This window comes from Aquamicrobium terrae (assembly GCF_040545735.1).
Classification (GTDB): Bacteria; Pseudomonadota; Alphaproteobacteria; order Rhizobiales; family Rhizobiaceae; genus Mesorhizobium; species Mesorhizobium terrae_A.
Genome location: NZ_JBEPML010000024.1, coordinates 1 through 23,675 on the forward strand (window position 1 = coordinate 1; position 23,675 = coordinate 23,675).

Sequence of the window (23,675 nt, forward strand, 5' to 3'; positions counted from 1 at the left end):
CGATCCTCGCAATCGCAGCGACCATGCGAAAGATCATCATAACCCTCAACGCAAGGCTCAGAGACAATCAAAACCATCAGAGTTGATGACGACGACGAGATAAGCGGAACGCGTCTACACGAGCGAGGTGGATGAAGATTGGGACGAGCGAGGTGGATGACGGTTGGGTGTAAAAAAAAACCGCGCAGGCAATTGCTGCCCGCGCGGTCGCTCAGACACCTAATTGGCCATCAGATATCCAGATTGGCGACGCTCAGCGCGTTCTCCTGGATGAACTCGCGGCGCGGTTCCACCTCGTCGCCCATCAGGCGCGCGAACAGCTCGTCGGCGCCGGAGGCGTCGTTGACCTTGACCTGCAGAAGCGAACGCGCATTGGGGTCCAGCGTGGTTTCCCAGAGCTGTTCGGCGTTCATCTCGCCAAGGCCCTTGTAGCGCTGCATGGTCAGCCCCTTGCGGCCAATGGCGAAGACGGCGTCGAGCAGGGCCAGCGGCCCGGAGAGCGTCTGGCTGCCTTCCTTGCGGCGCAGCACCGGCTGCCGGGCGTAGACCTCGCCAAGGCGCGGCGCAAGGCGGTCGAGCTGGCGTGCGTCGGCCGAGTTGATCAGCGCCATGTCGAGATGCACCGCCTCGCGGACGCCGCGCACGGTGCGCTCGAACAGGTAGCCGCCCGGCCCCTCGTTGGAGCGCGAGGTCGAGCCCTTCCAGCCACGTTCGGTTTCTTCCGAGATCAGGTCCAGCCGCTCGGCGATCCGCTCGGCCATGGCATTGGCCTTGCCGAGATCGTCGAAGACCCCCGGATTGAGGCCGCCGGCGATGGTCGCCTGCTCGACCACGGCATGGCTGTAGCGCGTGTGCAGCCCGTTCAGGAGGTGGCGCACGGCCAGCGCGTCGTCCACCGCCGCGCGCAGGTCCTGCCCGGCGCGCACCTCGCCCGAACCCAGCGTCAGGGACGCGTCTTCGAGGCCGGTGCCGATGAGATAGTCCTCGAAGGCCGCCTCGTCCTTGAGATATTGCGAGCTCTTGCCGCGCGTCACCTTATAGAGCGGCGGCTGGGCGATGTAGAGGTGGCCGCGCTCGATCAGTTCCGGCATCTGGCGGAAGAAGAAGGTGAGCAGCAGCGTGCGGATATGGGCGCCGTCGACGTCGGCGTCCGTCATGATGATGATCTTGTGGTAGCGCAGCTTGTCCGGGTTGAACTCGTCCTTGCCGATCGAGGTGCCGAGCGCCGTGATCAGCGTGCCGATCATATCGGACGACAGCATGCGGTCGAAGCGGGCACGCTCGACGTTGAGAATCTTGCCGCGCAGCGGCAGGATCGCCTGGTTCTTGCGCTCGCGCCCGCCCTTGGCGGAGCCGCCGGCCGAGTCACCCTCGACGATGAACAGTTCGGACTTGGCCGGGTCGCGCTCCTGGCAGTCGGCCAGCTTGCCGGGCAAGGAGGTGATGTCGAGCACCCCCTTGCGGCGGGTCAGCTCGCGCGCCTTGCGCGCGGCCTCGCGCGCGGCGGCGGCCTCGACCACCTTGCCGACCAGCGTCTTGGCCTCGGACGGATGCTCCTCCAGCCAGGTGCCGAGCGCCTCGTTGACGAGGCTTTCGACCACCGGGCGCACCTCGGAGGACACCAGCTTGTCCTTGGTCTGCGAGGAGAATTTCGGGTCCGGCACCTTCACAGAAAGTACGGCCGTCAGCCCCTCGCGGCAATCGTCGCCGGTCAGCGATACCTTTTCCTTCTTGGAAATGCCGGAGGTTTCGGCATAGCCGGTGACCTGGCGCGTCAGTGCCCCACGGAAGCCGGCCAGATGGGTGCCGCCGTCACGCTGGGGAATGTTGTTGGTAAAGGCCAGCACGTTCTCGTGGTAGCTGTCGTTCCACCACATGGCCACCTCGACGCCGATGCCGTCACGCTCGGCGCGGATGGCGATCGGCTTGTCGATCAGCGGCTTCTTGGCCCGGTCGAGATACTTCACGAACTCTTCCAGCCCGCCCTCGTAATGCAGTTCCTGCTGCTTCACGTCGGCATGGCGGTTGTCGGTCAGGATGATGCGCACGCCGGAATTGAGGAAGGCCAGCTCGCGCAGCCTGTGCTCCAGCGTGCCATAGTCGAATTCGGTGACGCCCTTGAAGGTATCCGGCGACGGCAGGAAGGTGACGGCGGTGCCGCTGCGTCCCTCATAGGTGCCGGGCTGGTTGGCGGATTCATAATCACCGACCACGGCCAGCGGCGCGTCCACCGTGCCGTGCGTGAAACTCACCTCATGGACCTTGCCGTTGCGACGGATGCGCAGCTTCAGCCACACCGACAGCGCGTTGACCACCGACACGCCCACGCCGTGCAGGCCGCCGGAAACCTTGTAGGAATTCTGGTCGAACTTTCCGCCCGCATGAAGCTGGGTCATGATCACTTCGGCCGCGGACACGCCTTCGGTCGGGTGCAGGTCGGTGGGAATGCCGCGTCCGTTGTCGGCCACGGTGCATGAACCATCGGCATTCAGCGTGACCGAAACGAGATCGGCATGGCCGGCCAGCGCCTCGTCGATGGCGTTGTCCACCACCTCGTAGACCATGTGGTGCAGACCCGAACCGTCGTCGGTGTCGCCGATATACATGCCCGGCCGCTTGCGCACGGCATCCAACCCCTTCAAAACCTTGATGGAATCCGCACCGTACTCGGCCTGTGCGCCGGCCTGGTTCTCGGTCGTATCGCTCATGAAATACTTTCGTCTCTCTGTCGCGGGGGCGGGCGCATGAAACCGTCCCGAATCGAGCGCCCGCCGATCCACCAGATATAGGCGTTTCGGGCCATTTTTCCAAGTTTTCCAAGGAGTTTGCCACTGAAAAACGGCCCTGCCGGAGATCCTCCGGCAGGGCCGTTCAGCGGCCGTCGAAGCGGCCCCTTGCGCAACAGGAACGTGGTCAGGCCGCCGCGGCGGCCTTGGCCTGCGGACGAAGCGCCTTCAGGGCACCGGCCCAGCGGTCCAGTTCGTCCAGCATGGTCTTGGCGCCGGCGGTGATGAGATCGTTCGGCTTGAACTCGCCGTCGACCAGAAGCTGCGGGTAGTTCGGCACCGGCACGCCTTCGGGGATCGGCACAACCTTGACCGTGTTGAGCAGCGGCTTGGCCGATTCCACGGCGCGCAGGCCGCCGGAAACCCCGCCATAGGAGAGGAAGCCGGCCGGCTTGTAGTTCCATTCCGTCGACAGGTAGGTGATGGCGTTCACCAGCGGCGCGGGGATGAAATAGTTGTATTCCGGCGTCACGAAGACGAAGGCGTCGCCTTCGGCGATGACCTGCGACCAGCGCCTGGTGTGGGCGTTCTCGTACTGGCCGAGGCGGGGATGCTTCGGCTCGTCGAACAGCGGCAGGTCGAATTCGGCGATGTCGACCAGCACCGGCTCGAACTTGCCGTGCTCGCGGGCGAAGTCGGTGAACCACTTGGCGAAGATCGGACCGACACGGCCCGGCCGGGTGCTGCCGACGATGATGTTGAGTTTTTGTGTCAATGTAGGGTTCCCTTGATCTCGGTCACTAAAAGTGACTGGCCCCAAATGGGCCTTCCCCCGGCGATCGGCAAGAGAAGATTTTTGCTGACCGGTGCGATGGCAGGGGTGACAGTGCGTTCACGATTCATGAACACCGCCAGCCATCCGGCCCCGGCGGTGGACGCTGGCGCACCCCTCACCTACATATCTGCGATGGCCCCCTCCGTCGAAGCCACCCCTGACCCGTTCGTGCCGCCGGCGCCGAAGCCGCGCAGCAGTCCGCCCTCGACGCTGGAGATGATGCGCATCGTCTACCGCAACCCGCTCGAATTGTGGGGCGAGCCCTCCTACAACGAGCCGTGGATCTCGATCAGCGGCATCGGCGGGCCGCTGGTGATCGCCAACGATCCCGGCCTCATCCGCCACGTGCTGGTCGACAATGCGAAGAACTACAAGATGGCGACGGTGCGCCAGAAGGTGCTGCGGCCGATCCTGCGCGACGGGCTGCTGACGGCCGAGGGCGCGGTGTGGAAGCGCTCGCGCAAGGCCATGGCGCCGGTGTTCACGCCGCGCCACATCTTCGGCTTCGCCGCGCCCATGCTGGCCTGCACCAACGCCTTCGTGGAGCGCTACGAAGACGGCCGCGTCTCCGACATCGCCAACGACATGACGATGCTGACCTACGAGATCCTGGCCGAAACGCTGTTCTCGGGCGAGATCGCGGGCGAACCGGGCAGTTTCGCACAACAGATCGACCACCTGTTCGAGACCATGGGCCGGGTCGATCCGCTCGACCTGCTGCGCGCGCCGGACTGGCTGCCGCGCCTCACCCGCATAAGGGGCCGCCGCACCATGGCCTATTTCCGCCAGATCGTGGCCGACACCATGGCCATGCGTCGCGCGCGCATGGACCGCGACGGCGACAAGGTGCCGAACGACTTCCTCACCCTTCTGCTGCGCGCCGAAGGGCCGGACGGGCTGACCCGCGCCGAGATCGGGGATAACATCGTCACCTTCATCGGCGCCGGCCACGAGACCACCGCGCGGGCGCTCGGCTGGACGCTCTACTGCCTCGCCGAAGCGCCGTGGGAACGCGAAAAGATCGAGCGGGAGATCGACGCGGTTCTGGCGCGGGAGCCCGATCCGGTGAAATGGCTGGACGCCATGCCGCTGACGCGCGCCGCCTTCGAGGAGGCGCTGCGGCTCTACCCGCCGGCGCCCTCCATCAACCGCGAGCCGATCGAGACCGACCACTACAAGGACCTCGAACTGCGCAAGGGCGCACAGGTGCTGGTGATGCCGTGGACGGTGCATCGCCACCGCAAGCTGTGGGAGGCGCCGGACGCCTTCATGCCGGAGCGTTTCCACCCTGAAAACCGCGACCGCATCGACCGCTACCAGTACCTGCCGTTCGGCGCGGGGCCGCGCGTGTGCATTGGCGCCAGCTTTGCCATGCAGGAGGCGATCATCGCGCTGGCCGTCATGCTGTCGCGCTTCCGCTTCGAAACCGTCAGCGAAACCAGGCCATGGCCGGTGCAGAAGCTGACCACGCAGCCGCAGGGAGGCCTGCCGATGCGGGTGAGCCGCCGATGAGCGCCCGCACGGTCATGGTGCGCATCAGGGGCCGTGTGCAGGGCGTCGGCTTCCGCTACTGGGCGCAGGACGAGGCCGAGCGGTTGGGCCTTGCCGGCTGGGTGCGCAACGAGCCGGGCGGTTCGGTCAAGGCGCTGCTGAGCGGCGCGGACGAGGCGGTTGCGGAAATGCTGGAACGACTGCGTGAAGGACCTCGGGGCGCGGTGGTCAGCGAGGTCGAGATGCTGCCGCCGGGCGTTCAGGACGTGCCGGCCGATTTTCGCATCCTGCGCTGAGGACCCCTCATCCGACCTCGCGAAGGGAGGTCGGATGAGGAGTGCTCGCCAAAGAGCTATCGTCCATAGAACACGTTCTCCACATGCACCGGCCAGCGCCAGGGCAGCACGGCCACCATGTCGAAGCGCACGGAAAACCGGCCAAAGTCCGGCTGGCGCGACAGCCAGATGTCGGCGGCGGCTTCGATGCGGCGTTCGGACTGGCGCGCAATGGCCTCCATCGCCTCGACCAGCGAGCGCCGCGCCTTGACCTCGACGATCAGCACCAGATCGCCGCGCCGGGCGATCAGGTCGATTTCGCCAAGCCGCGTGCGGTAGCGGCGGGCAAGGATGCGATAGCCCTTGGCCATCAGCGCCAGCGCAGCCAACCATTCGCTGTGGTGGCCGCGCCGATAGGCCTTGCGGCGCCGCGTCGAGGCATCAGCCACCGCTTTCCTCCTTCAGCGCGAGCAGCCTGCGGTAAAGCTCCTGCTTGGGCTGACCGGTCATGCGTGCCGCCTCGGCCGCAGCCTTCGATGCCGGCATCTCCGCCGCGAGACCAATGAGCAGCGCGTCGACATCGGCGGGGGCCGCCTCTTCCTCCACCGGAGGGCCGACGCAGATGACGACTTCACCCTTCGGCGTGTCGGCGGCGGCATAGTGCGCCGCCAGTTCCTGCAAGGAACCATGACGGGCCTCCTCGAAAGCCTTGGTCAATTCGCGGCATACGACCGCCGGGCGCGCACCGCCCAGCACTTCAGCCATCGCGGCAAGCGTCTCGGCCACGCGGCGCGGCGATTCGAAGAAGATCAGCGTGGCCGGCACCGCCTGCCACTGTTCCAGCCGGCTGCGCCGCTGGCCGGCCTTGACCGGCAGGAAGCCGGCGAACAGGAAGGCGTCCGAAGGCAGGCCGGAAACGGTGAGCGCGGCAAGCGCCGCCGAAGGCCCCGGCACGGGCACGACGCGCAGCCCGCGTTCAAGTGCCTCGCCGACCAGCCGGTAGCCGGGATCGGAAACCAGCGGCGTGCCGGCATCCGAGATCAGCGCGACGCTCCTGCCCTCCTCCAGCGCCGCGAGCAGCCGCGGCCCGGCCTCGGCGGCATTGTGCTCATGGTAGGCGGTGGTGCGGCGGCGGATACCGTAGCGCTCCAGCAGGACGCGCGACACGCGCGTGTCCTCGCAGGCCAGCACATCGGCGGCGGCCAGCGTTTCCAGCGCCCGTATGGTGATGTCGCCCAGATTGCCGATCGGCGTCGCCACCAGATAGAGCGCCGGCTCCAGCGGCCGCGCCGGAAATTCGGCCTGCCCGATCAGGAATGAGCGTCTGGAAGTTCCGGAATCCATGCCATGTCCTTTTTCAGAAGCACGGTTTGGCATGGCTTGCGTGCCTTGCAAAGCCCGTGCCACAAGCCGCCACAACCAAAGCCTGCGGAAAGACCTCCATGACAGCCTCCCTCCCCGTGATTTCCGATCTGCGCGATCGTCCGGAGTTTGCCGGCACGATTGCCGACCGTGTGTGGCAGGCATGGTGGCGTGAACAGGGCGTCGCCCTCGGTGAGATCGAGGCCATGGTAACGGAATGCATGGATGGACCGGACATCCCGCTTTCGCTGGTTGCCCATGAGGGCCCGGATTTTTACGGCTGTGCGCATCTGATCGCCAGCGATCTTGACGAGCGCCCGCAATACACGCCATGGGTCGCCGCCGTCTGGGTCGAGGAAAAGACGCGCAAGAGCGGCCTTGGCACGAAGCTCGTGCTCGCCGCCGTCGAGCAGGGATTTTGGCGAGGGTCCGACACGGTCTATCTCTGCGCCGAACCGCATCTCGCGCCTTTCTACGAAAAGATGGGATGGCGCTGCATCGAGGAAGGCGTCGAGGGGCTCACCGTCTTCTCGATCTCGCGCTGAGCGGCAAATGCTGTTGTGGGCTCGCCTATCGATAAGCCACCAGCACCGCGCCAGCACCGATGAGAGTGACACCCAGCCAGTTCGCGGCCGACAGGCGCTCGCCCAGAAAGATCATGCCGAACACGGCCACCAGAACGACGCTCAGCTTGTCGATGGGCGCCACCTGCGCCACCTGTCCGAGCTTCAGGGCGCGGAAGTAGCACAGCCATGACGCGCCGGTCGCCAGACCTGAAAGCACGAGAAATGTGTAGGTCTTGCCCGATATGGAGCCAAGCGGCTGCGCCTGCCCGGTCGCCATGACGATTGCGGCGATCACCAGCAGGATGACGGCGGTGCGGATCAGGGTGGCGAAGTCGGAATCGACATTTTCCACGCCCACCTTGGCGAAGATGGCCGTAAGCGCGGCAAAGGCAGCCGAAAGCAGCGCCCAGAATTGCCATGAGGAAAAGGAGAGATTCACGCCAAGCCCCGCCATGTTGTGGGCGGCCATACCGGCTCCGCCGCCAGCAAAAGAAAAGCCGTCAGCGAGCCAGTTCGGCCACCAGCGAGTTCAGCACGATCATGCCGGAGGGCGTGGCGCGCAGGCGCGAATTGCCGACCGGCGCGACCAGCCCTTCCTCCTGAAGAATGGACAATTGCCGCGCCGGCAGCGTGCGCCCTGACAGGGTTTCGAAACGGGCAAGGTCGATGCCCTCAACCAGACGCAGGCCCATCATCAGGAACTCGTCGGCTTCCTCATCGCGCGTCAGCCGTTCCCCGTCGACGATGCCGTGGCCCTGCCGTTCCACCAGTTCCGCCCATGTCTCCGGGTGCCGTTCGGCAATGGTGACGACCCGGATGCCGTCTTCCAGAAACCGGCCATGCGCGCCCGGGCCGATGCCGACATATTCGCCATAGCGCCAGTAGACCAGGTTGTGCCGGCTTTCCGCGCCGGGACGGGCGTGGTTGGACACCTCATAGGCCGGCAGGCCGCGCGCGGCGGTCACTTCCTGCGTGAGCTGGTAGAGATCGGCGGCAAGGCCAGGCACCGGCATCTCGAACTTGCGGGCGGCGTGGAGCTTATGGAAGGCCGTGCCTTCCTCGATGGTCAACTGATAGAGGGACAGGTGGTCGGCGGCATGGCCGATCGCCTCGTTCAGTTCCGCCTCCCACGCTTCCGGTGTCTGGCCGGGGCGGGCATAGATCAGGTCGAAGGACAGGCGCGGGAAGATTTCACGGGCCAGCCGGATCGCCTGCAGGGCCTCGGAAACGTCGTGGAGGCGGCCGAGAAAGCGCAGATCGGCGTCGTTGAGCGCCTGAACGCCCAGCGAGACGCGGTTGACGCCGGCGGCGCGGTAGCCACGGAAGCGTTCGGCCTCCACCGAGGACGGATTGGCCTCCATCGTTATTTCGATGCCGGCCGGCACGCTCCAGTTGCGCGCCACCTCATCCAGGATCGCGCCGACCGTCGTGGGTTCCATCAGCGAAGGCGTGCCGCCGCCGATGAAGATCGACGTCACCTGGCGCGGCCCGGTGCGCGCCCGCATCGACGCCATTTCGGCGGCGAAGGCGCGCACGAAACGCTCTTGATCGACCTTCTGGTGGCGGACATGGCTGTTGAAGTCGCAATAGGGGCACTTGGCCGCGCAGAACGGCCAGTGGAGATAGACCCCGAAACCGGGAGAGCGGTCGACGGTCATCTGTCCCGCATCCCCACGTCATCTGGGCCAAGCCCGAGCGGAAGGCGGCCGACAACCGGAATGGATCCCGGCTCGCGGTCGCCATCGCTCCCTTGGCCGGGATGACGGCGGAAGGTTGCCATTGCCATTGTGGCCGGCACGGTCACTTTGCTCCCACCACTCCCAGCCGCGCCTCGGCGAATTTCCGGAAGGCGCGGGCGCGGTGCGAAAGTGCCTCGGTCGCGCCGGGCTTCCAGCCGTGCTTTTGCTCAGCCGTCATCTCACCAAAGGTCCTGTCATAGCCATCGGGCAGGAACACCGGGTCGTAGCCGAAGCCAAGCTCGCCGCGCGGCGGCCAGACGAGATGGCCTTCGACCTCGCCGCGATAATACTCCGCCTCTCCATCGGGAAAAGCCAGGCAGATCACGGCAACGAAGCGGCCGGTGCGCTGTTGCGGCTTCACGGCCCCCGCCTTCTGCATGGCCGTCTCAGCCTTTTCCATGGCCATGCCGAAATCGCGCGTGCCGTCCGGCTTCTCGGCCCAGTTGGCGGTATAGACGCCCGGATCGCCGTCCAGCGCATCGATGCACAGGCCGGAATCGTCGGAAAGCGCCGGCAGGCCGGTGGCTTTGGTAGCCGCGAAGGCCTTGATATAGGCATTCTCCTCGAAGGTGGTGCCGGTCTCGTCCGGCTCCGGCAGGCCGAACTCGCGCGCCGACTTCGCCTCGAATCCGAACGGCCCCATCAGGTCCGCGAACTCGCGCAGCTTGCCTTCATTATGGCTGGCGACGACGATCTTCTTGTCCAAAGGATGCATTACAGGCCCCAGATGCGCGGTTCGGCGAATTCCAGCGAATTGCCGGAAGGATCGCGGATGTAGATCGAACGGCCGCCATTCGGCCACTCGAAATCGGCTTCGATTGCAACGCCCGCCGCTTCCAGCCGGCCCTTCCAGGCGACGATTTCCTCGGCGCTTGCCGAAAAGCACAGATGCCCCTCCCCGACCGTGCCGTGCGGCGGCACCGGCAGGCGCGCATCGGGGCGTGGCGGCTGCTTCGTCGCTTCGGCAACGAACAGCAACAGCACGCCCTGCCCGCAGCGGAAGAACAGGTGCCGCCCCTCGACCTTGACGATGCGCTCCAGCCCCAGCACGTCGCCGTAGAAGGTTTCGGCGGCGTCGAGATCGGTGACGTAGAGCGCGGATTCGAGGATGGCGGCTGGTTTCATGTCTCTTCCTGCGTCAAGCCACGGCCAGTTTCTGCAACTCCACCAGCCGGGCGATGCCCTGCCGCGCCAGCCCCATCAGCTCGTCGAACTGCGCCTCGGAAAACGGCTCGCCCTCGGCGGTGCCCTGGATCTCGACGATGCCGCCCTTGCCGGTCATGACGAAATTGGCGTCGGTGCCGGCCGAGGAGTCCTCCAGATAATCGAGGTCGATGACCGGCTCGCCGTCATGGATGCCGCAGGAAATGGCGGCGACGTGATCCTTCAGCACCCGCTGCACGCTCACCATCTGGCGGGCTTCCATCCAGCGCAGGCAATCATGCAGCGCGATCCATGCGCCGGTGATCGAGGCGGTGCGGGTGCCGCCGTCGGCCTGAAGCACGTCGCAATCCACCGTGATCTGCTGTTCGCCCAGCGCCTGCATATCGACCACGGCGCGCAGCGAGCGCCCGATCAGCCGCTGGATTTCCAGCGTACGGCCGCCCTGCTTGCCGCTGGACGCCTCGCGGCGCATGCGCTCGCCGGTCGAGCGCGGCAGCATGCCGTATTCCGCGGTCACCCACCCCTTGCCGGAATTGCGCATCCAGCCCGGCACCCGCTCTTCGAGGCTTGCCGTGCACAGCACATGCGTGTCGCCGAACTTGACCAGGCAGGAACCTTCGGCGTGCTTGGAAAAGCCGCGCTCGAAGGAGATGGCGCGCATTTCGTCGGGCTGGCGTTTGGAGGGGCGCATGTCTTGTCTCTCTGGTCTGTCCTGATTTTGCCCGGCTTGTAGCCCCCCACGGCGCGGTGTGCAAAGGAAAACGGGTTGCTTGCACTGGGGCGAGGCGCGTCTATATCCTTGGGCAGAGGTTCGCGATGACAAAGCACAGTTCCGCTCCCACACCGCCGGTTCCCGTTTCGCAATGGCAATCGCTGGATGCGCGTTCGCGCGACATCTTCCGGCGCATCGTCGATTCCTACCTGAGGGACGGCGAGCCGGTGGGCTCGCGCAGCCTGTCGCGCATCCTGCCCTCCTCGCTCTCGCCGGCGACGATCCGCAACGTGATGAGCGACCTGGAGCACCTCGGGCTGGTCTATGCGCCGCACGTCTCGGCCGGGCGCCTGCCGACGCAGGCGGGCCTGCGCTTCTTCGTCGATGCCTTCATGGAGATCGGCGACCTCGGCGACGAGGAGCGGCGCAGCATCGAGACGCAGATCAAGGCTTCCGGCAACGACACCTCGCTGGAACACATGCTGACCGAGGCCAGCCAGCTTCTGTCGGGCATGTCGCGCGGCGCCGGGCTGGTGCTGGCGGCCAAGAACGAGGCGTCGCTGAAACATATCGAATTCATCCAGCTCGAGCCGACCAAGGCGCTGGCCGTGCTGGTTTCGCAGAACGGCGACGTCGAGAACCGCATCATCGACCTGCCGGCCGGGGTCACCGTCTCGCAGCTCCACGAAGCCTCCAACTTCCTCAACGCCCACATACGCGGGCGGACGCTGGCCGAGGCACGGGCAGAAATCTCGCGCATCAAGGAGGAAACGCGCGCGGCACTGGATTCGCTGTCGCAGGAACTGGTGGAACAGGGGCTTGCCGTATGGGCCGGGGCCGAAAGCGGCCTGCCGGCGCGGCTGATCGTGCGCGGCCGGGCGAACCTGCTCGAGAACATCACCGCCCAGGCCGACATGGAGCTGTTGAAGAACCTGTTCGACGATCTGGAAACGCAGGACGGCCTGCTGCAACTGCTCGACCTTGCCGAGGAAGGCCCCGGCGTGCGCATCTTCATCGGCTCGGAGAACAAGCTGTTCTCGCTGTCGGGCTCGTCGCTGGTGGTGGCGCCTTACCGCGATGCGGAGGCGCGCGTGGTCGGCGCGCTCGGCGTCATCGGCCCGACCCGGCTCAACTATGCGCGCATCGTGCCGATGGTCGACTACACCGCCCAGCTCGTCTCGCGCATGCTGCGCTGAACCGGAGGCTGGCGAGGGGCGTCAAGCCGCGTCGCCCATATACCGGGCGCTCGGCAGTATGGTCAGAGGCTGCACGTCGCCGGCCCCGACCTTGGCGAACAGCAGGCGCCGCTCCCATTCCGTCGAGCGGAAGAAGGGAAAACGCGCATAGAAGCGCTCGCGGTTGGCCACGGCATTGGTGCGGAACAGCACGACCTTGTTGAACACGCCCGGATAGGCGCGCGGCTCGCTGATCTGCTCGGAATAGTAGATGCGGCGATAAAAGCCGGCATGGTCCTCGCGCACCGTCGAAAGCCCGTATGGCGCGTTGAAATAGATGCAGGCCATGCCCGCCAGCCGCAGCGTCACATAGAGCAGGTGCGGATAGACGCGGGTCCACTCGGGGTCCGAGGCGAAGCGGCTCATGCACACGAAGGTGTCGCCGGCTTCCAGCATCGGATAGACGATGTCGCCGAACGCCTGCACCGAGGGCGACATGGGCGTTTCCAGCGTGACGTGGTGGATGCGCATGGTGGATACCAGGGTCTGGTCCACATAGACGCCGAAGCGATAGACGTTCGGCACCTCGTCCAGCGCGTCGCTGATGACATGGTTCTCGGCATCCGGCACCATGTCGTTGAACCGGTAGGCCTTGTAGCGCAACCGGTAGATGTCCTCGAGGTCCTCGCCCTTGTCGCAGCGGCGGTACTCGGAACGGTCGAGCAGTTCGAACACCTTGCTCGCAAAGCTCGAGCCGGACAGGCCGGACCGTGCCGGTTCGGTTTCCGCATCCAGCTTCAATTGCCGAGTTGCCATCGGCTTACCCTCTATTCCGCCGCCGCTAATCAAGGGTAAGCGTTGGATCAGTTAAGTAAAGTTTTAATTAAAGAAATCCAGCTTCACTCAAAATTAACCTTAACAAATCGCTTTTTTCATCCGGAGGGTGCACGCCGGGGTGGAAAAGCGGAGACAGGGGAAAATCCGTGAAACGGCTTATGTGCGGGTTGCGCCCGAAGCGACCACTTCGTCATGGGCGAACGGCCAGCGCGCCGTCGACATGGTTTCGATGCCGGATGCGCTCAGCGCCGCGCCGAACAGGAAGCCCTGCACCAGGTCCGGCTCGACCTGCCGCGACAGCACGCGAAGCTGCTCGAACGTTTCCACGCCCTCGATGGTGATGGAAAGCCCCAGGGAGCGCGACAGCGCCACGATGCCCCTGAGCAGTTCCAGCGAGCGCGGGCTCTGGGTCACGTCCGACAGGAAGGAACGGTCGATCTTGACCTTGTCCAGCGGCAGCTTGTGCAGATAGCTGAGGCTGGAATAGCCGGTGCCGAAGTCGTCCAGCGCGATGCGCACGCCAAGCGCCTTGAGTTCCTTCAGCACCTGGCGCGTCTCGGACTTGTCGTCCAGAAGCGCCGTTTCCGTCACCTCGACCTCAAGCCGGTGCGGCGGCAAGCCGGCCGCCTCCAGCGCATCGCGCACTTTCTGGATGATCTCGCTGTTGCGGAAATCCTTGGCCGACAGATTGACCGAAACATTGGTGTGCTTGGGCCATTTGGCGCATTCGGCGCAGGCAGCGTTCAGCATGAAGGTGCTGATCTGCGAAATGATGCCCATCTCCTCCGCCAGAGGAATGAACACGCCGGGCGACACCGGTCCCAGTTCGGGGTGATCCCAGCGGCACAGCGCCTCGCAGCCGGAAATGCGCATCGTGGCCATGGCCACGATCGGCTGGTAGACGACGCGCAAGGTGCCGGCTTCCACGGCGCTGCGCAGGTCGGCCTTCATCCGCTGCCGGTCGCGGAAAGCCGCGTCCATCGACGATTCGAACAATTGCCAGCCGTTCTTGCCGAGTTCCTTGGCCTTGTAGAGGGCAAGGTCGGCCTTGACGATCATCTCGTCGACATCGCTCGCCTCGACCCGCGCCAGCACCGCGCCGGCGCTGATCTGGATGCGCAGCACATGGCCGGCGACATCGACCTCGCCCTTGAGGCCGGCGAAGATCTCGTCGAGCATCCGGGCGAGATCGCTTTCGCTCTCCACCCGGTCGAAAAAAACCATGAATTCGTCGCCACCGAAACGACTGATCTTGATGCCCGGCGCCGAAAAGGTGGCAAGCCGTTCCGCCACCGCATAGATCAGCCCATCGCCGACGGGATGGCCGACGGTGTCGTTGACGCTCTTGAAGTCGTCGAGGTCGATGGTGGCGATGGCGCAATAGCGGCCCTGATCGCCGGAAGCCATGCTCTCCTCGACCAGTTCGTGAAAATAGGCCCGGTTGAGCAGACCGGTCAGGCTGTCATAACGGGCCATGAAGCGGATGCGCTCTTCCGCCTCGACGCGGGCGGTGACGTCCTCGAAGGTGATGACGCCGAGCTCCTGGCTGCCTTCGCGGGCCGAGAACTCGTAGTGCTGGCCGTTCGAAAAGCCGACAAGGACCTTGCGGTCCCTGCCCTCTCGCAATGCCCTTGTCAGTTGCGCCTCGATATATCGGCAGTCCTTTCGGGTCAGCATGCCGCCGACCACCCCGCGCATCAGCAAGGAATGCACCGAGCGCCCGAGCAGATCGTCGGGCGACGGGATCGACAGCAGGCGTGCGGACTCGGCATTGGCCACCACGACCTTGCCGTCGGGGTCGAGCATGATGAGGCCGTGCGGCATCGTGTTGAGCGCCCGGTTGAAGCGCTGAGCGAGGCGACTGGCGAGCTTGTCGGCCGAAATCGCCGAGAACAGCACGTCACGCACCGTATCGGCGTAGCGATGGATCGCCAGCAGGAAGGGAATGGACAGGAGCCCCAGCGTGACGTGGTAGAAGTCGCCGCGCAGGATGAACCCCAGCGCCATCGGGCATGCCAGCGTCAGGATGAGGATGTTGACCATCCTCGGCGAGCCGTAGTTGCGCCCGGCGATGCCGGTCGCCGTGGCCAGCACGATGCAGACGGCGGCCGTCTCGGAGAAGGCGTCCTTGCCGGTATAGATGGCGACAAGGCAGAAGGTGCCCAGCACCAGGCCGTGCATGGAACCATAGATGATGTAGCGATTCTCGCGCCGGCGGGCTTCCTCGCGGTTTTCGGCGACCGGCAGCGCCGAATAGCGGCGCATGTTGAGAACGCGGACCACGCCGACCATGACCAGCACGGCGGCGAGCACCAGATAGGCGTGGTTTCCGGACTTACCCCATACGAGGCCCATCAACGCCGTCTGCGCGGAAATGCCGATGGCAAGCGTGAAGCCGTCGCGGAAAAGAGTTTCCACGAACGGAATGTACACGTCGTCAGGCAGCTCTTTTCGCTTGATGGCGGTCACATCCGGCACTCACTCATGCGAATGTGATGACACATTCGCATTAAAAAACTTTTAGAAGGCAAGCGTCGAAGGACATACATACACGATGCCGTCCCGGTTTCCCCGATTCAAATTGTCCCTGTACAGGATGCATCGATCCTGAAGCCGGACGCAATAGGCTTCGGGGCTGGGCCAACGGTTGGCCGGCGCAAAGTCGAAACCGGCCATGGCAAATCGGGCGCGCAGCCTCTATTTTACGCCCAACGGATTTTCATTCAGACTGGAACCACACCATCATGACGCAGCCGCTGATCGCCGTCTCGACAGACGTGAAGCAGTTCGAAAACTACACCTGGCATGCAGCGCCCCAGCAATATCTGGAAGCCGTGATTTCGGGAGCCGGCGCCCTGCCCGTGCTGGTGCCCTCCTTCGGCGAACGGCTCGACCTCGACGCGCTGCTTTCGGCCGTGGACGGGGTGATGCTGACCGGCTCCAAGTCGAATGTGCATCCGGCCCTCTACGGCGGCGACGCCGGCGAGGAGAACGGCCCCTACGACACCGCCCGCGACTCCACCACCATGCCGCTGATCCGCAAGGCGATCGAGCACGGCGTGCCGCTGCTGGCCATCTGCCGGGGCATTCAGGAGCTGAACGTGGCGCTCGGCGGCACGCTGGCCACCGAAATCCAGGAGCGCGACGGCATTCTCGACCACCGCGCGCCGGTGAGCGAGGATCAGGACGAGCGCTTCGCCATTCGCCAGAAGGTCAGGATCAAGCCCGGCACCTGCCTCGCAAACGTGTTCGGCGCCGGCGACATCGACGTCAACTCGGTGCACCGTCAGGCAGTCGAACGGCTGGGTTCGAAGCTCGAGGTCGAGGCCGTGGCCGAGGACGGGACGGTGGAAGCCGTTTCGGTGAAGGGTGCGCGGGCCTTTGCCGTCGGCGTGCAATGGCATCCCGAATACTGGGTGAAATCGGACAGCGTGTCGCAGAAGGTGTTCAAGGCGTTCGGCGATGCCGTGCGCCAGCACGCGGCCGCCAAGCTGGCTGCACGGGCTGCTGCGGAGTAGCGCGCCCTATTTCGCCTTCACATGCGCGGTTTCCGGCACCGGGGTCAGCGCCCGGCGCGCGCCGAACCACGAGACCAGATTGTCCACGCACAGGTCCGCCATGGCCCGGCGCGTTGCCACGGACGCCGAGGCCACGTGCGGCAGAAGCACGGTGTTGGGAGCATCCAGCAGAGCCTGCGGCGCGTTGGGTTCGTCGGCGAACACGTCGAGGCCCGCGGCCGCGATGGTGCCGTCACGAAGAGCGGCCGCCAGCGCCGCCTCGTCGACGGTGCTGCCGCGGCCGGTGTTGATCAGAACGCCTTCCGGCCCGAGCGCCGCCAGTATCTCGGCGTTGATCGCCTTTTCGGTGGCCGCGCCGCCGGGCGCGATGCAGATCAGCGTATCGACAGCCGCGGCAAGCCCCTTGAGCGTCGGATGATAGCTGTAGGCGACGCCCTCAGCCGGCCGGCGATTGTGATAGGCGATTGAAACGCCGAAGGCTTCCAGCCGCTTCGCCACCGCAAGGCCGATGCGGCCGAGGCCGAAAATGCCGATGTGCCGCCCACGCAGGCTGAGCGGGCTGAACCGATAGTTGCCTTCGCTCACCCATTTGCCCTGCCGCAGCCACGCTTCGGCCTTCGGCACTTCCCGCAGGGTCGCGAGCAGCAGCGCGACCGTCAGATCGGCGACCTCCTCGGTCAGCACATCCGGCGTGTTGGTGACCATGATGCCCTTGGCGCCGGCATGGGCGGCATCCACCGAATCATAGCCGACGCCGAAATTGGCGATGATCTCCAGATTGGGGAAGGTGTCGATGAAAGCGGCATCGATGCCGCCGAAGGCCGAAATGCCGCGCACGGCCGCAATGTCCTGCGGCGACAGCAGCGACGGGTCCGGGCGCTCGATATGGATCAGCCGGAAGGCTTCATCGATGCGCGCGACGACGTGGTCGTGCACCTTTCCCGAGACGAGGATCGTTGCGGGCTCGGTCGATGCAGGCATGAATTCAACGCTCCACGGGGCGGCCGGTGGACTGGCGCACATGCAGTTCCGGCTTGATGAGTTCCTGGGTCTGGCCGACGGCCTGACCGTTGAGTTTGTCGAGCAGCGCGCTGGCGGCGCGCCTTCCGACCTCGCGCTGGCCGTTCCAGACGGTGGTGAGGGCGGGCGTGGCGATCGCCGCCTCCTCCAGATCGTCATAGCCGGTCACCGAAATGTCGATGCCCGGCGTCAGCCCGGCGCGGGCGATGCCGTTCATCAGGCCGATGGCGACGAGGTCGTTCCAGCAGCAGGCGGCGGTCGGCTTGTCCTTGAGGGCCAGCAACTGGTTGGCCGCCTCGAAGCCGCCCTGCTTGGTGCGCGGCCCTGCGATGCGCCATGACGGGCGCACTTCCAGCCCCGCCTCGCGCATGGCGCGCAGATAGCCCTGGTAGCGGTCGCGGCCGGTCGAGGTCTGGTCGGTGCCGCCGACCATGGCGATGCGCTTGTGGCCGAGCGAGATCAGGTGATTGGTGGCGAGCGCCGTGCCATAGGCGTCGTCGCCGCGAAACACCGGCACATGCGCGCCCTCGACGTCGCGGGCGATCAGCACCGCCGGCAGCCCGTTGTCCTCGGCCATGCGGATGTCGCCGGCCGGCGTGTCGATGGCCGGCGACATGATGACGCCATCGGCCCCCAGTTGCAGCAGCGTGTCGATGAAGATGCGCTGCTTGTCGAGTTTGTCGTAATGGTTGGACAGCAGGAAGGTCTGGCGCGAGCGGTCCAGCTCATGCTCGATGGAGCGCAGGATCTCGGCATAGAACGGGTTCATGATGTCGTGCACCACGACGCCGACGATGCCGGAGCGCTGGGTGCGCAGCGAAGCGGCGCGGCGATTGTAGATATAGCCGATCTCGCGCGCGTGTTCCTTGATGCGCTCGCGGGTAGAGCCGGCCACCAGCGGGCTGTCGCGCAACGCCAGCGACACCGTTGCCGTCGACACGCCAAGTGCGTCGGCGATCGTGGAAAGCTTGACCTTCTGAGCCAGAGCTAGTGCTCCCCGCGTCACATTTAAATTTTTTAAATGCGGCTTATGCCATCGCGGCAGCCCGAGTCAAAGCTTTTTCGCCACGGCCTCGGTTTCGGCGTCTGGGGCGGCCCGGTTCTTCACCCGCAGCCGGTGCTCGCGATGCAGGATATAGAGGCCGCTGGCCACGATGATGCCGGCGCCCGCGAGGGTCCAGTTGTCGGGGAACTGGTCGAAGACCAGCCAGCCGAAGGCGATCATCCATACCATCTGCATGTAGGGATAAGGGGCGAGCGCGGTGGCGGTCGCCTGCCGGTAGGCCTGGATCAGGCACCAATGGCCGAGCCCGCCGAACAGGCCGAGCAGCAACAGCACCAGCCAGTGAAACGGACCGATGGACGGCCATTCGGTGAACCACAGCGTCGGCGTCAGCAGGATCATCGGCGCCAGCGCCGAATAGAAGATCAGGCTCTCGGGCGTTTCCGAGGTCGACATGCGCCGGGTCATGATGACGTAGATCGAGTTCGACAGCATCGAGCACAGCGCGAACACGTGGCCGATGCCGAACACGCCGACGCCCGGACGCGTGATGACGAGGACGCCGACGAAGCCTGTCAGGATGGCCAGCCAGCGCCGCCAGCCCGCCCATTCGCCGAGCAGCGGCCCGGCCAGCGCGGTGATCACCATCGGCCCGAAGAAATAGATCGAGGTCGTTTCCGCCAGTTGCAGGTAACGCAACGCCAATATGTTGAAGATGGTCGAGCCGCACAGGAAGGCGCCGCGCACGATATGGGCCATCGGGCTGACAGCGCGAAAACGGGCAGGATCGCGCCAGCCCCTGAACAGGGCGGGCACGAGCACCGCATGGCCGGCGAAGCGGGTCCAGGCGATGAACAGGGGCGCGATACCGGCCACCGCCAGATATTTGATCGACGTGTCGAGAAAGCTGAACAGGAAATAGGCCGCGACCATGTAGAAAATGGCCGAGACGGGCGCCGCAATGTCTTCTTGACGACTGGAAATAACCACACCGAGACTGGAAAGCTGATCCGCTGTCCGAGCTTTGGGCCAGCCGGCGCGGTGCTGCAAGCCCAAAAGCGCCTGGCCTGTCGTGAAACAGGCCCTTGGCCTCACCATTCAGCCCTGCGGCCGCGGTTCCCCGCTTGGCCGGCTTCGGGCTCAGGCGTCCGCGTCGGCCTCCGCCTTGGCGGCGCTCTTCGCATCCGGCTTGGCGTCCGCCTCCGGCTCAGCCTCGTCGTCGATGAAGACGAGTTCTTCGTTCGACAGGTTGGCCTCGATGCGGGCGAGAAGCTTGGCCAGCGTCTTCTGCTCCTTCTTGTCGAGGCCCTTGAGCGCCTGCTTCTCGGTCTTCTTCACCGATTTCTCGATGGCCACGATCATCTCGCGGCCGGCATCGGTAAGGAAGATGTGAGCCTGCCTGGCATCGGAATTCGAGTTCCGCTTTTCCAGGAAACCCTGCGCCTGCAGGCGGTTGATGGTCTTGGTGATGGTGGGCGGGCGAACGCCCAGCCGGTCGGCCAGTGCGCCGGGCGTCTGCCCGTCGTCACGGTCCAGCGCCAGCATGATCTGGTCCTGCCCTGCATAGAAGCCGTGTGCCAGCAGACGCGCCGCAAGCGCGGTCCGCGCCAGCCGCGCGGCCGAATGCAGCCGGTTCATCGTTGCCGTTCTGTCAGCCTTGGCCATGATCGTCCTCTCGACCGCACCCGCATCGCAACCATGGCCCGGCATGGGACGGTTGGCAATCGGGGTTCCAAAAACCCGCGCCCAAAACAGCTTTGCCGGCAAGTTTCGCTGCGCGCATGACGGCTAATGGCAGATGTTTATTTCAGTTAGATGACAAATGATCTTCACCTTGCGACAGATCGAGCCGGCAGGCCGGGCAGGTTGCGCTTTGCCCCGTGCAATCGGGGCCGGCACATCCTATATGGAACCCACATTTCATTTCCGAGGGCCCCATGAGCGACACCCAGATGAGCGATACACGAACAAGTGAAACCGGGGCGAGCGAAACCGCGGCGCAAATCCCCGTCACCGTGCTGACCGGCTATCTCGGTTCCGGCAAGACCACCCTGCTCAACCGCATCCTGTCGGAGAACCACGGCAAGCGCTACGCGGTCATCGTCAACGAATTCGGCGAGATCGGCATCGATAACGACCTCATCGTGGAATCCGACGAGGAAATCTACGAGATGAACAATGGCTGCGTGTGCTGCACGGTGCGCGGCGACCTGATCCGCGTGGTCGAGGGCCTGATGCGCCGCCCCGGCCGCTTCGACGCCATCGTGGTCGAGACGACCGGCCTCGCCGACCCCGCGCCGGTGGCGCAGACCTTCTTCATGGACGACGACGTGCGCTCCAAGACCAAGCTGGACGCCGTGGTGGCGCTGGTCGACGCCAAGCACCTGCCGCTTCGCCTCAAAGACTCGAAGGAGGCCGAGGACCAGATCGCCTTCGCCGACGTGATCGTGCTCAACAAGACCGATCTCGTCAGCGAGGACGAGCTGCGCGCGGTGGAAGCCACGGTGCGCGCCATCAACCCGGCGGCGAAGATCCACCGCACCCAGCGTTCCGGCGTCGATCTGGCCGAGGTGCTGGACCGCGGCGCCTTCGACCTCACGCGGGCTCTGGAGAACGATCCGCATTTCCTTGAGGCGCATGATCACGACCATGACCATGTCTGCGGTCCCGACTGCGATCACGATCATCACCACCATCATGATCACGATGGGCATGATCACGATGGGCACGATCATCATCATGGCCACCACGGGCATGACCACGTCTCGCCGATCCACGACGTGACGGTGCAGTCCGTATCGCTGCGCGGCGGCGAGATGGACCCGAAGAAGTTCTTCCCGTGGATCGAGAAGATCACGCAGATCGAAGGTCCGAATATCCTGCGCCTCAAGGGCATCGTCGCCTTCAAGGACGATCCGGAGCGCTATGTCATCCAGGGCGTGCACATGATCATCGAGGGCGACCACCAGCGCGCCTGGAAGGACGGCGAAAAGCACGAGAGCCGGCTGGTGTTCATCGGCCGCCAGCTCGATGCCGAACGGCTGAAGAAGAGCTTCGAGGCGTGCCAGGCGGCCTGATCGTCCACCTGAACGGCTGGCCGGGCGTTGGCAAGCTGACGGTCGGGCGCGCGCTGGCAGACAGGCTCGGCGCGCGGCTGATCGACAACCATCTGCTGCACGACGTCGCCATACGCTGCACCGGGCTTGCCGATCCCGGCCGATGGCCGCTCTATGAAAAGGTGCGCCACGCCGCCTACGAAGCACTGAAGGACAGGCCGCACGCAGACACCTTGGTGATCACGAATGCCCTTTGCGCCAACGATGCGCGCGAACGGCAGGCATGGAACCATGTCGTCGATCTGGCCATAGCACGCAATGCACCGCTGGTGCCCGTCGTGCTCGAAGCCGATTTCGAGGAGAACGCCCGCAGGCTGCGCAGCCCGGACCGGGCGGGCCGCAAGCTGGCCGATCCGGCTGTCCTTCGCTCATTCCTGACGGCCGACAGCATCCAGAAGCCCGACGTGCCGGACCTGTTGGTGCTTGACGTGACGCGGCTTTCCGCCGATCAAGCTGCCGACGCGATTTGCCGCCATCTGCGGTCCGGGGCCGATGACCGGTTCCGCCCCGCGACGGACAGGCATCGCAATCTTCAGCCATGAAGCAGGCAAGCAGATAATCCCATGCCCACAGTCGCCCCGCTCGATCTCGAAGGCCATTGCGTGGCCGCTGTCTTTCTCGGCGATGTGCCGCATTTCGCGCTCGCCGACGGCTCCATCCACCGGCTGGACCACGGCCACAAAACCGAACAGGCCAATGACGGGCTGCTGTGCGCCTTTTACGACAGCGCCGACGACCGCCTCGTCACCGGGGGCGAGGACGGCAAGGTGTTCGCCGTCAAGGCGGGCGGCGCCGTCGAGCCACTGGCCGAGGCCGGCCGCAAATGGATCACCAGCGTTTCGGCAGGCCCGCAAGGCGCCATCGCCTACGCAACCGGTCGCACCGCCTATGTGCGCTTCGCCGACGGCAAGGTGAAGGAGTTCACCCATCCGCGCTCGGTCGAAGGCATCGCTTTCGCGCCGAAGGGCATGCGCATCGGCGTCGCCCGCTACAACGGCGCGACGCTGCATTTCGCCGCCGCCGAGGGCAAGCCTGTCGAGCTGGAATGGGCGGGCGCCCATACCGGCATCACCTTCTCGCCGGACGGCAATTTCCTTGTCACCACCATGCAGGAAAACGCCCTGCACGGCTGGAAGCTGGCCGACGGCAAGCACATGCGCATGACCGGCTATCCGGCCAAGGTGAAAAGCCTTTCATGGTCTCCCAAGGGCCGTTGGCTGGCCAGTTCGGGTGCGCCGGCGGCCATCGTCTGGCCCTTCCAGGGCAAGGATGGGCCGATGGGCAAGGCGCCGCTGGAACTCGGCACGCGCGGCAATTCCATGGTGACCTGCGTCGCCTGCCATCCGAGCGAAGATGTCGTGGCCATCGGCTACGATGACGGCATGGTGCTGGCCGCCCGCTTCGCCGATGCCAAGGAGGTGCTGCTGCGCCGCCCCGGCAAGGGCGCCATCACCGCCATGGCATGGGACAGCGAGGAGCGCCGCATTGTCTTCGGCAGTGCGGCGGGCGACTGCGGCGTCATCGACATCGCCGGCTGAATGGGCGGCGGCGGACTGGATTACCACCACCCCTGACCCCCCCACAAAGAGGAGGGGGACGATTTCCCCGGCGTTGCCGTCCCAGTCTTCGGCATTCGATGCCGGATTCCAACATTGCGGAATCCCCCTCCCCTTGTGAGGAGGGGTCAGGGATGGGGTGCGATGCCGCACGCCCGCGATTGACTTTGCCCCTTGCGGTGGCCCTGGCTGAACCGCCCGGAAGAGCCGCGCCTATTCCACGGAACAGGAAATCTTGCCGTCGAAGGTTTTCGTCCTGCCCTCGCCGGAAGTCGCCCCGGTCATGTCGAACATTTCGAGCGTGTAGTCCCCGGCAAAGGCCCCGCCCTCCGACACGGCTTTCACCGTAAGCTCGGCGTAGCCATGCGGCTTGTCGCCCTCGCGTTCGCGATAGAGCACCAGCCGCAGTTCCGAACCGTCCAGCCAGTATTGCGCCAGATGCGCGCGCTCGAAGCCTGTGTTGCGCAGGTCCTCGGCCACGGCATCGTCGCGGATGCCGATTTCGCCCTGGAGGCTGAACACCGGGCTGCCCATGCCGTGCGTGACGCCGCCATTCACTTCGATCGACACGGCTTCGTCT

General features: G+C 65.4%; 24 protein-coding genes. 8 read left to right on the forward strand and 16 right to left on the reverse strand.

Features of this window, described 5'->3' with window-relative positions:
- Window positions 1–230: 230 nt before the first annotated feature.
- Window positions 231–2,708, reverse strand: coding sequence for a DNA topoisomerase (ATP-hydrolyzing) subunit B (gene gyrB / locus ABID37_RS23095; protein WP_354199137.1), 2,478 nt, complete (start codon window positions 2,706–2,708; stop codon window positions 231–233).
- A gap of 205 nt (window positions 2,709–2,913) precedes the next feature.
- Window positions 2,914–3,501: an NADPH-dependent FMN reductase gene (locus tag ABID37_RS23100; protein WP_354199139.1), complete on the reverse strand. Its 588-nt coding sequence runs from the start codon at window positions 3,499–3,501 to the stop codon at window positions 2,914–2,916.
- 192 nt (window positions 3,502–3,693) lie between these two features.
- Between ABID37_RS23100 and ABID37_RS23105 the strand changes: the two genes are divergently transcribed.
- Together ABID37_RS23105 and ABID37_RS23110 are read left to right on the forward strand one after the other, a co-directional pair.
- Complete coding sequence (locus ABID37_RS23105; RefSeq protein WP_354199255.1) at window positions 3,694–5,073, forward strand: cytochrome P450; 1,380 nt, start codon at window positions 3,694–3,696, stop codon at window positions 5,071–5,073.
- On the forward strand, window positions 5,070–5,348 hold the full coding sequence (locus ABID37_RS23110) for an acylphosphatase (RefSeq protein WP_354199141.1): 279 nt from the start codon (window positions 5,070–5,072) through the stop codon (window positions 5,346–5,348). Before ABID37_RS23105 ends, ABID37_RS23110 begins: the two co-directional genes overlap by 4 nt.
- Before the next feature lie 56 nt (window positions 5,349–5,404).
- On the opposite strand, the gene ABID37_RS23115 is transcribed toward ABID37_RS23110, so the two are convergent.
- Window positions 5,405–5,776: a YraN family protein gene (locus ABID37_RS23115; protein ID WP_354199143.1), complete on the reverse strand. Its 372-nt coding sequence runs from the start codon at window positions 5,774–5,776 to the stop codon at window positions 5,405–5,407.
- On the reverse strand, window positions 5,769–6,671 hold the full coding sequence (gene rsmI / locus ABID37_RS23120) for a 16S rRNA (cytidine(1402)-2'-O)-methyltransferase (RefSeq protein ID WP_354199145.1): 903 nt from the start codon (window positions 6,669–6,671) through the stop codon (window positions 5,769–5,771). Before rsmI ends, ABID37_RS23115 begins: the two co-directional genes overlap by 8 nt.
- Before the next feature lie 98 nt (window positions 6,672–6,769).
- On the opposite strand from rsmI, the gene ABID37_RS23125 reads away from it, so the two are divergent.
- On the forward strand, window positions 6,770–7,234 hold the full coding sequence (locus ABID37_RS23125; RefSeq protein ID WP_354199147.1) for a GNAT family N-acetyltransferase: 465 nt from the start codon (window positions 6,770–6,772) through the stop codon (window positions 7,232–7,234).
- Between the two features lie 25 nt (window positions 7,235–7,259).
- Here the strand turns inward: ABID37_RS23125 and ABID37_RS23130 are convergent, their stop codons facing one another.
- From ABID37_RS23130 to rph, 5 genes are all read right to left on the reverse strand, one after another.
- The gene (locus ABID37_RS23130) at window positions 7,260–7,724 is read right to left on the reverse strand and encodes an EamA family transporter (RefSeq protein WP_354199148.1); all 465 of its coding nucleotides are present in this window, start codon (window positions 7,722–7,724) and stop codon (window positions 7,260–7,262) included.
- A 31-nt stretch (window positions 7,725–7,755) separates the two neighbouring features.
- Window positions 7,756–8,913, reverse strand: a complete 1,158-nt coding sequence (hemW, locus tag ABID37_RS23135; protein ID WP_354199150.1) for a radical SAM family heme chaperone HemW — start codon at window positions 8,911–8,913, stop codon at window positions 7,756–7,758.
- A 142-nt stretch (window positions 8,914–9,055) separates the two neighbouring features.
- A complete protein-coding gene (gene rdgB / locus ABID37_RS23140; RefSeq protein WP_354199152.1) occupies window positions 9,056–9,709 on the reverse strand; it encodes an RdgB/HAM1 family non-canonical purine NTP pyrophosphatase in 654 nt (217 codons plus the stop codon).
- Complete coding sequence (locus tag ABID37_RS23145) at window positions 9,709–10,119, reverse strand: VOC family protein (RefSeq protein WP_354199154.1); 411 nt, start codon at window positions 10,117–10,119, stop codon at window positions 9,709–9,711. The genes rdgB and ABID37_RS23145 overlap by 1 nt, the downstream gene beginning before the upstream one ends.
- A 13-nt stretch (window positions 10,120–10,132) precedes the next feature.
- A complete protein-coding gene (gene rph, locus ABID37_RS23150; RefSeq protein WP_354199156.1) occupies window positions 10,133–10,849 on the reverse strand; it encodes a ribonuclease PH in 717 nt (238 codons plus the stop codon).
- A 125-nt stretch (window positions 10,850–10,974) separates the two neighbouring features.
- Here rph and hrcA point away from each other — a divergent pair, with 125 nt between their 5' ends.
- Entirely contained in the window at window positions 10,975–12,066 is a 1,092-nt protein-coding gene (gene hrcA, locus ABID37_RS23155; RefSeq protein WP_354199158.1) for a heat-inducible transcriptional repressor HrcA, read from the forward strand.
- Window positions 12,067–12,087: 21 nt separating this feature from the next.
- Here the strand turns inward: hrcA and ABID37_RS23160 are convergent, their stop codons facing one another.
- Window positions 12,088–12,861 carry an N-acyl amino acid synthase FeeM domain-containing protein gene (locus ABID37_RS23160; RefSeq protein ID WP_354199160.1) on the reverse strand — a complete coding sequence of 258 codons (774 nt, stop codon included), beginning with the start codon at window positions 12,859–12,861 and terminating at the stop codon, window positions 12,088–12,090.
- A gap of 177 nt (window positions 12,862–13,038) precedes the next feature.
- Window positions 13,039–15,351 (reverse strand): putative bifunctional diguanylate cyclase/phosphodiesterase, encoded by a 2,313-nt coding sequence (locus ABID37_RS23165; RefSeq protein WP_354199162.1) that lies wholly within the window; start codon window positions 15,349–15,351, stop codon window positions 13,039–13,041.
- Window positions 15,352–15,626: 275 nt separating this feature from the next.
- On the opposite strand from ABID37_RS23165, the gene ABID37_RS23170 reads away from it, so the two are divergent.
- Window positions 15,627–16,400, forward strand: a complete 774-nt coding sequence (locus tag ABID37_RS23170) for a gamma-glutamyl-gamma-aminobutyrate hydrolase family protein (RefSeq protein WP_354199164.1) — start codon at window positions 15,627–15,629, stop codon at window positions 16,398–16,400.
- A 6-nt stretch (window positions 16,401–16,406) separates the two neighbouring features.
- Here the strand turns inward: ABID37_RS23170 and ABID37_RS23175 are convergent, their stop codons facing one another.
- The 4 genes from ABID37_RS23175 to ABID37_RS23190 form a co-directional block, all read right to left on the reverse strand.
- A complete protein-coding gene (locus ABID37_RS23175) occupies window positions 16,407–17,381 on the reverse strand; it encodes a 2-hydroxyacid dehydrogenase (protein ID WP_354199166.1) in 975 nt (324 codons plus the stop codon).
- A 4-nt stretch (window positions 17,382–17,385) separates the two neighbouring features.
- On the reverse strand, window positions 17,386–18,405 hold the full coding sequence (locus tag ABID37_RS23180; protein ID WP_354199257.1) for a LacI family DNA-binding transcriptional regulator: 1,020 nt from the start codon (window positions 18,403–18,405) through the stop codon (window positions 17,386–17,388).
- Window positions 18,406–18,471: 66 nt separating this feature from the next.
- Entirely contained in the window at window positions 18,472–19,413 is a 942-nt protein-coding gene (locus tag ABID37_RS23185; protein ID WP_435521626.1) for a DMT family transporter, read from the reverse strand.
- A gap of 150 nt (window positions 19,414–19,563) precedes the next feature.
- Window positions 19,564–20,088 carry a MarR family winged helix-turn-helix transcriptional regulator gene (locus ABID37_RS23190; protein WP_354199167.1) on the reverse strand — a complete coding sequence of 175 codons (525 nt, stop codon included), beginning with the start codon at window positions 20,086–20,088 and terminating at the stop codon, window positions 19,564–19,566.
- A 287-nt stretch (window positions 20,089–20,375) separates the two neighbouring features.
- On the opposite strand from ABID37_RS23190, the gene ABID37_RS23195 reads away from it, so the two are divergent.
- The 3 genes from ABID37_RS23195 to ABID37_RS23205 are packed head-to-tail and all read left to right on the forward strand — an operon-like array spanning window position 20,376 to window position 23,077.
- Complete coding sequence (locus ABID37_RS23195) at window positions 20,376–21,500, forward strand: CobW family GTP-binding protein (protein WP_354199261.1); 1,125 nt, start codon at window positions 20,376–20,378, stop codon at window positions 21,498–21,500.
- Complete coding sequence (locus ABID37_RS23200) at window positions 21,485–22,081, forward strand: AAA family ATPase (protein ID WP_354199169.1); 597 nt, start codon at window positions 21,485–21,487, stop codon at window positions 22,079–22,081. Before ABID37_RS23195 ends, ABID37_RS23200 begins: the two co-directional genes overlap by 16 nt.
- A 21-nt stretch (window positions 22,082–22,102) precedes the next feature.
- A complete protein-coding gene (locus ABID37_RS23205) occupies window positions 22,103–23,077 on the forward strand; it encodes a WD40 repeat domain-containing protein (RefSeq protein ID WP_354199171.1) in 975 nt (324 codons plus the stop codon).
- A gap of 231 nt (window positions 23,078–23,308) precedes the next feature.
- Here the strand turns inward: ABID37_RS23205 and ABID37_RS23210 are convergent, their stop codons facing one another.
- Window positions 23,309–23,665, reverse strand: coding sequence for a hypothetical protein (locus ABID37_RS23210; protein WP_354199173.1), 357 nt, complete (start codon window positions 23,663–23,665; stop codon window positions 23,309–23,311).
- Between the last annotated feature and the right edge of the window lie 10 nt (window positions 23,666–23,675).

What these genes read in the sequence shown, in the direction of transcription:
- rph (WP_354199156.1), bottom strand. Translation starts at nt 10,849, where the DNA reads ATGCGCCCCTCCAAACGCCAGCCCGACGAAATGCGCGCCATCTCCTTC.
- rdgB (WP_354199152.1), bottom strand. Translation starts at nt 9,709, where the DNA reads ATGCATCCTTTGGACAAGAAGATCGTCGTCGCCAGCCATAATGAAGGC.
- ABID37_RS23160 (WP_354199160.1), bottom strand. Translation starts at nt 12,861, where the DNA reads ATGGCAACTCGGCAATTGAAGCTGGATGCGGAAACCGAACCGGCACGG.
- ABID37_RS23195 (WP_354199261.1), top strand. Translation starts at nt 20,376, where the DNA reads ATGAGCGATACACGAACAAGTGAAACCGGGGCGAGCGAAACCGCGGCG.
- hemW (WP_354199150.1), bottom strand. Translation starts at nt 8,913, where the DNA reads ATGACCGTCGACCGCTCTCCCGGTTTCGGGGTCTATCTCCACTGGCCG.
- ABID37_RS23145 (WP_354199154.1), bottom strand. Translation starts at nt 10,119, where the DNA reads ATGAAACCAGCCGCCATCCTCGAATCCGCGCTCTACGTCACCGATCTC.
- rsmI (WP_354199145.1), bottom strand. Translation starts at nt 6,671, where the DNA reads ATGGATTCCGGAACTTCCAGACGCTCATTCCTGATCGGGCAGGCCGAA.
- ABID37_RS23190 (WP_354199167.1), bottom strand. Translation starts at nt 20,088, where the DNA reads ATGGCCAAGGCTGACAGAACGGCAACGATGAACCGGCTGCATTCGGCC.
- ABID37_RS23130 (WP_354199148.1), bottom strand. Translation starts at nt 7,724, where the DNA reads ATGGCCGCCCACAACATGGCGGGGCTTGGCGTGAATCTCTCCTTTTCC.
- ABID37_RS23205 (WP_354199171.1), top strand. Translation starts at nt 22,103, where the DNA reads ATGCCCACAGTCGCCCCGCTCGATCTCGAAGGCCATTGCGTGGCCGCT.
- ABID37_RS23110 (WP_354199141.1), top strand. Translation starts at nt 5,070, where the DNA reads ATGAGCGCCCGCACGGTCATGGTGCGCATCAGGGGCCGTGTGCAGGGC.
- hrcA (WP_354199158.1), top strand. Translation starts at nt 10,975, where the DNA reads ATGACAAAGCACAGTTCCGCTCCCACACCGCCGGTTCCCGTTTCGCAA.
- gyrB (WP_354199137.1), bottom strand. Translation starts at nt 2,708, where the DNA reads ATGAGCGATACGACCGAGAACCAGGCCGGCGCACAGGCCGAGTACGGT.
- ABID37_RS23175 (WP_354199166.1), bottom strand. Translation starts at nt 17,381, where the DNA reads ATGCCTGCATCGACCGAGCCCGCAACGATCCTCGTCTCGGGAAAGGTG.
- ABID37_RS23125 (WP_354199147.1), top strand. Translation starts at nt 6,770, where the DNA reads ATGACAGCCTCCCTCCCCGTGATTTCCGATCTGCGCGATCGTCCGGAG.
- ABID37_RS23170 (WP_354199164.1), top strand. Translation starts at nt 15,627, where the DNA reads ATGACGCAGCCGCTGATCGCCGTCTCGACAGACGTGAAGCAGTTCGAA.
- ABID37_RS23105 (WP_354199255.1), top strand. Translation starts at nt 3,694, where the DNA reads ATGGCCCCCTCCGTCGAAGCCACCCCTGACCCGTTCGTGCCGCCGGCG.